The sequence below is a fragment of the Ilumatobacter sp. genome, from assembly GCF_030065885.1.
Lineage (GTDB): Bacteria > Actinomycetota > Acidimicrobiia > Acidimicrobiales > Ilumatobacteraceae > Ilumatobacter.
Window position 1 is genome coordinate 1 of sequence record NZ_JASJCS010000138.1, and the last position, 10605, is coordinate 10605.

At 68.9% G+C, this 10605-nt stretch carries 10 protein-coding genes; 7 read left to right on the plus strand and 3 right to left on the minus strand.

Annotated features, from left to right (window positions below):
* The 3 genes from QNJ12_RS21045 to QNJ12_RS21055 all read right to left on the minus strand — a co-directional run.
* A partial coding sequence (locus QNJ12_RS21045) for an FAD binding domain-containing protein (RefSeq protein ID WP_300625703.1) occupies nucleotides 1-587 on the minus strand: 587 nt, incomplete at its 3' end.
* The gene (locus QNJ12_RS21050; RefSeq protein WP_300625705.1) at nucleotides 584-2971 is read right to left on the minus strand and encodes a molybdopterin cofactor-binding domain-containing protein; all 2388 of its coding nucleotides are present in this window, start codon (nucleotides 2969-2971) and stop codon (nucleotides 584-586) included. The genes QNJ12_RS21050 and QNJ12_RS21045, both read right to left, overlap by 4 nt.
* Nucleotides 2972-3037: 66 nt before the next feature.
* Nucleotides 3038-3496: a (2Fe-2S)-binding protein gene (locus QNJ12_RS21055; protein WP_300625707.1), complete on the minus strand. Its 459-nt coding sequence runs from the start codon at nucleotides 3494-3496 to the stop codon at nucleotides 3038-3040.
* Nucleotides 3497-4012: 516 nt separating this feature from the next.
* Here QNJ12_RS21055 and QNJ12_RS21060 point away from each other — a divergent pair.
* The 7 genes from QNJ12_RS21060 to QNJ12_RS21090 all read left to right on the plus strand — a co-directional run.
* Nucleotides 4013-4969 (plus strand): hypothetical protein, encoded by a 957-nt coding sequence (locus QNJ12_RS21060; RefSeq protein WP_300625709.1) that lies wholly within the window; start codon nucleotides 4013-4015, stop codon nucleotides 4967-4969.
* A 122-nt stretch (nucleotides 4970-5091) separates the two neighbouring features.
* A complete protein-coding gene (locus tag QNJ12_RS21065; protein ID WP_300625711.1) occupies nucleotides 5092-5952 on the plus strand; it encodes an amino acid ABC transporter permease in 861 nt (286 codons plus the stop codon).
* A complete protein-coding gene (locus QNJ12_RS21070; protein WP_300625713.1) occupies nucleotides 5949-6728 on the plus strand; it encodes an amino acid ABC transporter ATP-binding protein in 780 nt (259 codons plus the stop codon). The genes QNJ12_RS21065 and QNJ12_RS21070 overlap by 4 nt, the downstream gene beginning before the upstream one ends.
* A gap of 51 nt (nucleotides 6729-6779) precedes the next feature.
* Nucleotides 6780-8057, plus strand: a complete 1278-nt coding sequence (locus QNJ12_RS21075) for a branched-chain amino acid ABC transporter permease (protein WP_300625714.1) — start codon at nucleotides 6780-6782, stop codon at nucleotides 8055-8057.
* Complete coding sequence (locus tag QNJ12_RS21080) at nucleotides 8057-9058, plus strand: branched-chain amino acid ABC transporter permease (protein WP_300625716.1); 1002 nt, start codon at nucleotides 8057-8059, stop codon at nucleotides 9056-9058. The genes QNJ12_RS21075 and QNJ12_RS21080 overlap by 1 nt, the downstream gene beginning before the upstream one ends.
* A complete protein-coding gene (locus QNJ12_RS21085; RefSeq protein WP_300625717.1) occupies nucleotides 9048-9905 on the plus strand; it encodes an ABC transporter ATP-binding protein in 858 nt (285 codons plus the stop codon). Before QNJ12_RS21080 ends, QNJ12_RS21085 begins: the two co-directional genes overlap by 11 nt.
* Nucleotides 9902-10605 (plus strand): ABC transporter ATP-binding protein (locus QNJ12_RS21090; RefSeq protein WP_300625719.1); only part of this gene is annotated, 704 nt, incomplete at its 3' end. The genes QNJ12_RS21085 and QNJ12_RS21090, both read left to right, overlap by 4 nt.

The following is a 10605-nucleotide window of genomic DNA, read 5'->3' on the forward strand; positions in this document are numbered from 1 at the left end:
CCGACGATCGCCCAGTCCTGCGCGCGCCGGTTGAACTTCTGGAAGCTCCACCCGGCACCGTTCATCTTCGGAACCCGGATCTCGGTCAGCATCTCGTCGGCGGCGAGGGCCGAGGTGAGGAAGCCCTGGTAGAAGTCGCCGGCCGCGATCTCGCGGGTGCCGTTGGGGCCTTGCACGACGTACGTGGCCCCGAGCGCCAGCGTGGTCGCCGGCAGGTCGGAGGCAGGGTCGGCGTGTGCGATCGACCCGCCGATCGTGCCGCGGTGGCGAACCTGCGGGTCGCCGACGTGGCTCGCGGCGTGCGCCAGCAGTGGCACCTCGGCGCGCAGGAGATCGCTCGTCTCGACGTCCATGTGACGGGTCAGTGCCCCGATCGCAACGTGCTCGCCCTCGTCGCGGATGTACGACAGGTCGGTGATCCGGCCGATGTCGACCAGCACCGTCGGCTGCGCAAGACGGAGCTTCATCAGCGGCACGAGGCTGTGGCCGCCGGCGAGGAACTTGGCCTCGTCGCCGTGCTGGCCGATGAGGCTGATCGCCTCGTCGGCGGAACCGGCACGGACGTAGTCGAATGCTGCGGGGATCACTGTGAGCCTCCTCGGGCCTCGTTGATGGCGTTCCAGACGTTCAGCGGGCTGGCGGGCATCGGGACGTCGTGCACGCCCAGCCCGGACAGTGCGTCGACGACGGCGTTGATGACCGCGGGCGTGGCGCCGATCGTGCCGGCCTCGCCAACCCCCTTGACGCCGAGCTGGTTGGTGGGCGACGGCGTCACCGTGTGCCCGGTGGTCACCTGCGGCACATCGCTGGCCGCCGGCACCAGGTACTCGGCGAGCGTCGACGTCTGCAGGTTGCCGTCGGCGTCGTAGTGGGCACCTTCGTACAGCGCCTGGGCGAGTCCCTGGATGACGCCGCCGTGCACCTGCCCGTCGACGATCAACGGGTTGACCTGGTTGCCGCAGTCGTCGACCGCCACGTACTGCAGCACGTCGACCTCACCGGTCTCGGTGTCGACCTCGACCACGCACATGTGGGTGCCGAACGGCCACGAGAAGTTGGGTGGGTCGTAGTGCGTGTGCGCCTCGAGGTTGGGCTCCATCCCGTCGGGCAGGTTGTGGTTGGTGAACGCCTCGAACGCGATCGCCGCGAGCGGCAGCTCCTTGTCGGGGGAACCGGCGACGCGGAACACGCCACCCGAGAACTCGATGTCGTCGGCCGACGCCTCGAGCTGGTGCGCGGCGATCTGCTTCGCCTTGTCGATCACGCCGTCGCATGCCTGGGCGAGCGCCACGCCGCCGACCGACAGCGACCGCGACCCGTACGTGTCCATGCCGTACGGCGCGATCGCGGTGTCGGAGTGCAACACGTCGACGTCGGCCGGGTCGACGCCGAGCTTCTCGGCGACGATCATCGACCACGACGTCTCGTGGCCCTGGCCGTGCGGCGACGAGCCGGTCACGACCTGCACCTTGCTGGTCGGCAGCACGCGGACCGTGGCGGCCTCCCAGCCGCCGGCGCCGTAGTTCAGCGACGCCAGCACCCGTGAAGGTGCGAGCCCGCACATCTCGAAGTAGGTCGAGATGCCGATGCCGAGCCGCTTGGTGGCTCCCTCGACGTTCTGCTCGGCCTGCCGGGCGCGGATCCCGTCGTAGTCGGCCATCTCGGCCGCCAGCGTCGCCGCTGCGTCGTGATCCCCCGAGTCGTACACGAGGCCGGTGAAGGCCTCGTAGGGGAACTTGTCCTTCGGGATGAAGTTCCGCCGGCGCAGCTCGAGCGGGTCGATGCCCATCTGCGAGGCGAGGGCGTCCATCGACCGCTCGATCGCGTACGTCGCCTCGGGGCGGCCGGCGCCGCGGTAGGCGTCGGTCGGGGTCATGTTGGTGAACACCGACGTGCACGAGAAGTCGTAGGCGTGGGGGAGCTCGTACACACCGGCGTAGAGGAACGCGCCGAGCAGCGGCACGCCGGGCGCGACCAGTTGGAGGTAGCCGCCCATGTCGCCGATCAGGCGGACCCGCATCGCGGTCAGCTTGCCGTCGGCGTCGGCGGCAAGCTCGATGTCCTGGATCTGGCCACGGCCGTGGATCGTCGACATCGATCCTTCCGAGCGCTCCTCGGTCCACCGCACCGGCACGCCGTGCTTGCGGGCGAGCGCCGTGCACAGCAGCTCCTCGGCGTAGACGTTCAGCTTGGATCCGAAGCCCCCGCCGACCGAGGGTGCGACCACGCGGAGCTGGTGCTCGGGGATGCCGAGCGTGAGGGCCACCATGACCTTGAGCACGTGCGGGATCTGCGTCGCCGAGTAGAGCGTCATGTCGCCGCCGAACGGTTGCGGCATGGCCAGCACCGCCCGAGGCTCCATCGCCGTCGGGATCAGCCGCTGCTGGATGAACCGCTCTTTCGTGGTGTACGCCGCGGCGGCGAACGCCGCGTCGACCTGGCCCTCCTCGCCCTCGATCTTGAGGTCCCAGGTGTAGCTCTTGTTGGTGCCGAGCTCGTCGTGGATCACCACCCGGTCGGACAGGGCGTCCTCGAGGTCGATCACCGGATCGAGCGGTGTGTACGCGACGTCGATCAGTTCGATCGCGTCCTTGGCGGTGGTCTCGTCGTCGGCCAGCACGACCGCGACACCGTCGCCGGCGTAGGCGACCTTCGACACGGCCAGCGGGTAGTGGGTCGGGTTCTTCATGTCCTCGGTGACGGGCCAGGCGCACGGCATCGGGCCGGCCCAGTCGCCTTCGAGGTCGGCGCCCGAGTAGGCCGCCCGCACGCCGGGATGGGCGAGCGCGGCCGACAGGTCGACCGAGTCGATGGTGGCGTGTGCGTACGGGCTGCGCAGCACCGCCATGTGCAGCGCCCCGGGGACCGCCATGTCGGCGGTGTACTTGGCCTCGCCCGTGAGCAGGGCCGGGTCTTCCTTGCGCACCATCCGCGTCCCCAGCACGGTGCGCTCGCTGTCGGTCATCGTCATCGCAGGACCCCCATCCTGATGATCATTCGGTCGTCGCTGATCGATCGGCTCGTCGGCGGCCGCAGGTCACTTCGCCGCGGCCGCGAGGACCGACTGCACGATGTTGTGATAGCCCGTGCACCGGCACAGGTTGCCTTCGAGCCCGATCCGCACGTCCTGCTCGGTCGGGTTCGGGTTCTCGTCGAGCAGGCTGGTCGCCGCCATCACCATGCCCGGGGTGCAGTAGCCGCACTGCAGACCGTGGTTCTCCATGAACGCCTGCTGCATCGGGTGCAGCGTGCCGTCGTCGGCGGCCATGCCCTCGATCGTGGTCAGCTCCTGGCCGTCGGCCTGGACGGCCAGGAGTGTGCAACTCTTCACCGCCTCACCGTTGAGATGGATGCTGCAGGCACCGCACGACGAGGTGTCGCAGCCGATGTTGGTGCCGGTCAACCCGACGTGCTCGCGGATGTACTGCACGAGCAGTGTGCGCGGTTCGACGTCGCCGGTGTGCGTGACCCCGTTGACGGTGACGCTGATCTCCACTGTGACTCCCCTCGGTCATTGAGCGATGCGTGATCGTGGACCGTAGCCGGTCCCGGAACACGGTGTCGCATCTGGCCTTCCCCACGCGGACAGGCCCATGCTTTCGGCGAAGGCGGCGGTCTCGCACTAGCTTTCGCGGCTGGTATGGCGACCGACCAAGAGGGCCCTGACGTACTGCGGTCGCGCTCCGAACCGGAGGGCCCGGCCGAGCCGACACCGGAATCGCCGGATGCTGCGGCGCCGGTGCTCCCGACGTTGCCGCCCGCCTCACCGCCGGCTCCGATCCTCGTGCCGCTGGCGCCGGAACCGTCGATCCCACCGTCGGCCGCGTCGGCACCGCCCGGGGCCCGAGCGGTCCCCATCGGTGCCCCCGTGCCGCCGCACCACGACGTGCAACGGGGCGACCAAGACATCCTCGCGATCCACCGCGCGACCCAGCAGCAGATGCGAACGACGCGTCGTCGTCCTCGCCCGAAGCGATCGCTGCCGGTCAGGATCGTTCGGGCTCTGGCTGTGGTGGCACTGCTCACCGTCACCGTCGTTGCGGTCGCGTCGTTCGCCGTCGGTTTCCGTCGGGCCGCCCAGGAACGGGCGCTGCCGACCTACGACGCGACCCGCCCCGAGTACGGCAGGTTGGTCATCGCCTACGACGAGCTCGACGAGTCGGGCACACCAAGTGCCGGAACGATCACCGCCGACCGTGAGCTGGTCAACTACGACATCGACGCCGTGCACGATGGCGAGCCGCTCCGGGTCGTCAGCAACGCGGCAGGCGTTCACCTCCTCGACGACGGAGTTTGGTACGAGCTCGAAGAGACGTCGGCCTTGCTCGAGTCGGTCGGACGGCTCGCCTTCCTGCCGCTGTTCGAGGACTACATCCCCGATGAGGCCCGTCGATTCACGGATGTGGTCGAGAAGCAACAGGTCGAGTTGAACGGTCGCGAGGTGACTCGGCTCGATCTCGAGGTCGGTTTCCGGCAGTTCCGTTCGGCCGAGCCCGACGCCTACGAGGAGTGGTTCGCCCGCTTCGGTGGAGTCGCAGGTGAGAACCCGGACGAGGCGCAGGTGCTCGCCATGACGTTGTGGGTCGACGGCGACGGCATCGTGTGGAGGTTCGACAGCCGGGTGCCCGACAAGCCCGCCTACGGCACGTACGACCTGGTCTCGTTCGATGCGGCGCCGTTCATCGCGTCGCTTCCGGCGGATGCGGTCCTCGATGCGGTCCGGCCCGTCCCGAGCGTGCCGTCTCCGGCGACCGAGCGCCCGGCCCCGGCGCAGCCCGCACCCCAGGTGCGGCTCGTCGTGCCGTGCGAGACACAGCGGCACATCTTGGAAACCGAGGTCGCCGAGCACATCAGTCGCACCGGCGTGGTCCCGGGCTCAGAGGCTGATCTCGGTCGCGCCGACCAACCCAACTTCGACATCGTCGGCGGGCAGGTCGTACCTGTGCCTGGTGGCGAGTGCGACGAGTGAAGTACGACTGATCACGAAACGACTCACCGATCGGCACGATCCATCTCGGCTGTCGGTGACAACTGGTGTGTGTCGGGCGAACTGTGGTCAGATGTCGCCCCAGCGAGCGAGGGGAGCGCGGCATGACTGCATCGGGTCAACACCCGTTGAACATGATGACGTTCGAGGAGGGCGAACCCGACGTCAGCACGCCGAAGTGGGGCGGCAACCGCCAGGACACGACCCCCTGGTACGACACGTTCCCCTGGTGGACGGTGCTGATCGCCGTGATCATCGGCTGGATGGGGGCGCTCGTCGCATGGGACGCCGGGTACAACCGGGCGTTCGATCGCATCATCCCGGGTATCTGGCTGACCATCCGGGCGACGTTGTGGTCGTTCTTCATCGCCTGCGTGATCGGGCTGGTCGTCGCTCTCGCACGCACGTCACGCAACGTGGTCGCGCGGAACGTCGCGAGGACCTACGTCGAGTTCATCCGCGGCATCCCGATCCTGGTGTTGATCTTCACGTTCGCGCTGGTCGTCGTGCCCGAGATCAGCGATGCCCTGGGGCAGAGCAACCGCGTCTCGCCGGAGTGGCGGGCGATCATCGCGCTGTCGTTGATCTACGGCGGCTACATCGCCGAGATCTTCCGGGCCGGCATCCAGGCGGTGGACGCCGGGCAGGTCGAGGCGGGCCGATCGCTCGGCCTGACGCGGCGTCAGACGACCCGATCGATCGTGCTCCCGCAGGCGGTCCGGGCCGTGGTCCCGCCGCTCGGCAACGACTTCATCGCGATCCTCAAGGACACGTCGTTGCTCTCGGTGCTCGGCGTGCTCGATCTCACCCTGCGGGCGCGCCAGTACGCGTCGGGCAGCTTCAAGTTCCGCGACAGCTACCTCGCGCTCTCGTTCGTCTACCTCACGCTCACCGTGGTGTTGTCGATCCTGCTGCAGTTCGTCGAGCGACGACTCAACCCCGATCGGATGGAGGCGCGGGCATGAGCGCGTACGGAACCGCTCCGCCACCCCCGCCGCCGGCCCGTCCGATGATCGAGATCCGCAACCTGTACAAGACGTTCGGCAAGTACGTGCACGCCGTGCGCGGCGTCGACCTCGACGTCGAGGCCGGCGAGGTCGTCGTCATCGTCGGGCCGAGCGGCAGCGGCAAGTCGACGGTGCTGCGCTGCCTCAACATGCTCGAGATCCCGACCTACGGCACGATCGTCATCGACGGGGTCGAAGTCACGGCGCGCGGCGCCGACCTCGACCTGATGCGGGCCGAGGTCGGCATGGTCTTCCAGCAGTTCAACCTGTTCCCGCATCTCACGGTGCTCGAGAACGTGACGCTCGCCCAGCGCAAGGTGCGCCAGCGCAGCAAGGAGGAGGCGCACGCGGTCGGCATGCGCCAGCTCGAGCGGGTCGGCATTCCCGAGAAGGCGGACACGTACCCGAGGCAGTTGTCGGGCGGCCAGCAGCAGCGGGTGGCGATCGCGCGGGCGTTGGCCATGGACCCCAAGGTGATGCTGTTCGACGAGCCCACGAGCGCGCTCGATCCCGAGATGGTGAAGGAGGTGCTCGACGTCATGCTCGAGCTCGCCGCCGACGGCATGACGATGGCGGTCGTGTCGCACGAGATGGGCTTCGCGCGCGCTGCGGCCGACCGGGTCGTGTTCATCGACGAGGGGGTGTTCGTCGAGACGGGCACGCCGGACGAGCTGTTCGACAACCCTCGTGAAGAGCGCACGATCGCCTTCTTCGACAAGATCCTGTCGCACTGACGCCCGGTGGTTGTCAGCGAGGCCCACCCGCGCATGCCAGGATGGGCGCCCGTGAGGAGGGGTCGGGCGCGATGGTTGTACGCGCTGCTGGTGATGGTGGGCGTCGCGCTGCTGCCGAGCCCGGCAGCAGCCCAGGACGATGCCCCCTCGTTCTCCGGCCAGTTGCTGTTCGAGGGTGAACCGGTCGAGGGGGTCGACGTGGTCGTCGCCGACGTCGACGGCAGCTTCTCCGCCACGGCGACCAGCGACGCCGACGGCAACTGGCGGGTCGAGGTGCCGTCCAAGCGGGCCACCTACGACGTGACGCTCGTCGTCGAGACCCTGCCCGAGGGCGTCGAGCTGGCTGCGGACTCGGCCGCGTCGCTCCAGATCGCCGTCACCCGCCCCGGGCAGGAGCGGCGCGCGACCTTCACGCTCGGCGAGCGCGTCAGCACCGGCACGCCGCTCGTCGAGCAGATCGCACAGGCCACGATCAACGGCATCAAGCTCGGCCTGATCCTGGCGATGTGCTCGGTCGGGCTCTCCCTGATCTTCGGCACGACCGGGCTGATCAACTTCGCCCACGGCGAGCTCGTCAGCTTCGGAGCGGTCGTGGCGTTCTACCTCAACACCGAGTCGCTCGAGCTGACGCTGATCCTCGCCGGCATCATCGGCGTCGTCGCAGCGGGGGCGCTCGGCGCCGGCATGGAGCTGGGGCTCATGCAACCGCTGCGACGCATGAAGCTCGGCGCGTTCCAGTTCGTCGTCGTCACGATCGGCCTCTCGCTCGTCGGTCGCCAGCTGATGCAGATGTGGGTCGGCGGCGAGCCGGAGTCGTACCGCGAGTACCAGGTGCAGGACCCCTGGGATCTCGGGCTGTTCCAGCTCACGCCCCGCGATCTCACGATCATGGTGATCTGCTTCGTCGGCCTGGTCGCCGCCGGCGCCGCACTCCAGTTGACCAAGACCGGCAAGGCCACCCGCGCGGTCGCCGACAACCCTGACCTCGCCTCGGCGTCGGGCATCCCGGTCGACGGCATCATCCTGCGGGTCTGGGTCGCGGGTGCTGCGTTGGCCGGCCTCGGTGGGGTCATGTTCGGGCTCAGCGAGGTCGTCCAGTTCGATGCCGGCTTCCGCCTGCTGCTGCTGATCTTCGCTGCGGTCGTGCTCGGCGGCCTGGGCACCGCGTACGGCGCGATGGTCGGCGGGCTCCTGATCGGCCTCGTCACCGAGGTCAGCACCGTCTGGGTGCAGAACGAGCTCAAGTTCGTGTGGGCGCTGCTGGCCCTCGTCGTGGCGTTGCTGATCCGGCCGCAGGGCCTGCTCGGGATCAAGGAGCGGGTGGGGTAGTGGACCTCCTGGACATCTTCGGTGACGCGTCGCGGGCGTCGATCGGCACGAATGCCGCGATCTACGCCCTGCTGGCGATCGGCCTCAACGTCCACTTCGGCTACGCCGGGCTCACCAACGTGGGCCAGGTCGGTTTCATGATGCTCGGTGCCTACGGCGCCGCCATCGCGGTGGGTACCTGGGGTTGGTCACTGTGGGCCGGGCTGCTCGTGTCGGTCCTGGCCTGCGTCGCGTTCGCGCTGGCGCTCGGCCTACCGACGTTGCGATTGCGCACCGACTACTTCGCGATCACCACCATCGCCGCGGCCGAGATCCTCCGGTTCCTCGTGCGCGCCCGCGCGTCCACCGATCTGACCGGCGGGCCGTTCGGCATCCAGGGCGTGACCGGCAGCTTCCGCGACCTGAACCCGTATCCCGCCGACTGGGACATCCGGTGGGGGAACTTCGGGTTCACGAACGAGCAGCTGTGGGTGATGACGGTCGCCTGGCTGTTGGTGGCGGCGTGCACGGGGCTCGTCCAGTTCCTGATGCGCAGCCCCTGGGGCCGCGTCGTGCGCGGCATCCGCGAGGACGAGGACGCGGTGCGCAGCCTCGGCAAGAACGTGGTGTCGTACAAGATGCAGGCGCTGATCCTCGGTGGCGTGATCGGCGGCTTCGCCGGGATCATCGACCTCTTCGACCAGGGCAGCGTCGACCCGGTCGGCTACCGGCCGCAGGTCACGTTCTTCGCCTATACGGCGTTGATCATGGGCGGTGCTGCCACCCGCTTCGGCCCGATCATCGGCGCGATGCTCTTCTGGTTCCTGCGGCAGGGCGTCGAGAGCATGTTCCGTGACCTCGCGCTCCGCGAGTGGCCACCGGGATGGCTGTCGGGGTTCCTCGACGGCCGTGAGGGGCTCCTCGCGACGACGTTGATGGGCGTCGCGCTCGTGTCGCTGATGATCTTCCGGCCACAGGGGTTGTTCGGGAATCGGGAGGAGATGGTGCTCGATGCCCGGTGACGGCGCGACCCCGGTCGCCCTCGACCCCGCCGTCTTCGACGACGTCGCCCGCGAGCCGGGCAGTCCCAAGCCCGACGCCGTGCTCGCCGCCGGCGGGGTCGAACGCCGCTTCGGTGGGCTGACGGCGGTCGAGGTCGACCGCCTCGAGATCCAGCGGGGTGCGATCACGGCCCTGATCGGGCCGAACGGCGCCGGCAAGACCACGCTGTTCAACGTGCTCACCGGCTTCGATGCCGCCGACGCGGGCGAGTGGCAACTGAACGGCGAGCGCATCGACCGGATGCCGGCCTACCGCGTGGCGCAGCGCGGGATGGTGCGCACGTTCCAGCTCACGAAGTCGCTCACGAAGCTGAGCGTGATCGACAACATGAAGCTCGGCGCCACCGGGCAGTCGGGCGAACGGCTCCTGCAGGGGCTGTGGCGGCCGTCCTGGATCCGTCAGGAGCGCGAGATCGAGGCGCGGGCCGAGGCGCTGCTCGAACGGTTCGGCCTCGCCCACATGCGCAACGAGTTCGCCGGCACGATGTCCGGCGGCCAGCGCAAGCTGCTCGAGATGGCGCGGGCGCTGATGTCCGAGCCCGAGCTCCTGATGCTCGACGAGCCGATGGCCGGCGTGAACCCCGCGCTGACGCAGTCCTTGCTCGCCCACATCACCGCACTGCGCGACGAGGGGATGACGGTCGTCTTCGTCGAGCACGACATGGACGTCGTCATGGAGATCAGCGACTGGGTCGTCGTGCTCGCCGAGGGGCAGGTGATCGCCGAGGGTCCGCCGTCGCACGTCGTCAGCTCACCCGAGGTCATCGACGCCTACCTCGGTCAGCCACTCGACGGGGTCGACCCATGAGACCGGTACTCGCGGCGGACACCCTGGTGGCGGGCTACCTGCCGGGCGTCAACATCCTGAACGACTGCTCGCTCGAGCTCTACCACGGCGAGATCGTCGGCATCATCGGGCCGAACGGCGCGGGCAAGTCGACGTTGCTCAAGGCGCTGCTGGGGCTCGTCGAGATCCGGTCGGGCGCGGTGCACCTCGGCACGGTCGAGATCACCGGGATGAAGCCGCACCAGCTCGTCGCCCGCGGCATCGGCTACGTCCCGCAGAACCAGAACGTCTTCCCCCGGCTCACGATCCGCGAGAACCTCGAGATGGGCGCGTTCCAGCGGCCCGAGCTGTTCGACCAGCAGTACGAGCGGGTCTCGAGCCTGTTCCCGCGCCTCGCCGAGCGCGCCGGCCAGCGTGCGGGCAGCCTGTCGGGCGGTGAGCGCCAGATGGTCGCGATGGGACGGGCGCTGATGGCCGATCCGTCGATCCTGATGTTGGACGAACCGTCGGCAGGACTGTCGCCGGCGCTGCAGAGCGACGTCTTCCGGAACGTGCAGGAGGTCAACGACGCCGGCGTGACGGTGCTGATGGTCGAGCAGAACGCTCGCCGCTGCCTCCAGATCGCCCACCGCGGCTACGTCCTCGACCAGGGCGCCAATGCCTACACGGGCACCGGCGACGAGCTGATGAACGACCCGAAGGTCATCGAGCTGTACCTCGG

What these genes read in the sequence shown, in the direction of transcription:
- QNJ12_RS21070 (WP_300625713.1), top strand. Translation starts at nt 5,949, where the DNA reads ATGAGCGCGTACGGAACCGCTCCGCCACCCCCGCCGCCGGCCCGTCCG.
- QNJ12_RS21050 (WP_300625705.1), bottom strand. Translation starts at nt 2,971, where the DNA reads ATGACGATGACCGACAGCGAGCGCACCGTGCTGGGGACGCGGATGGTG.
- QNJ12_RS21085 (WP_300625717.1), top strand. Translation starts at nt 9,048, where the DNA reads ATGCCCGGTGACGGCGCGACCCCGGTCGCCCTCGACCCCGCCGTCTTC.
- QNJ12_RS21065 (WP_300625711.1), top strand. Translation starts at nt 5,092, where the DNA reads ATGACTGCATCGGGTCAACACCCGTTGAACATGATGACGTTCGAGGAG.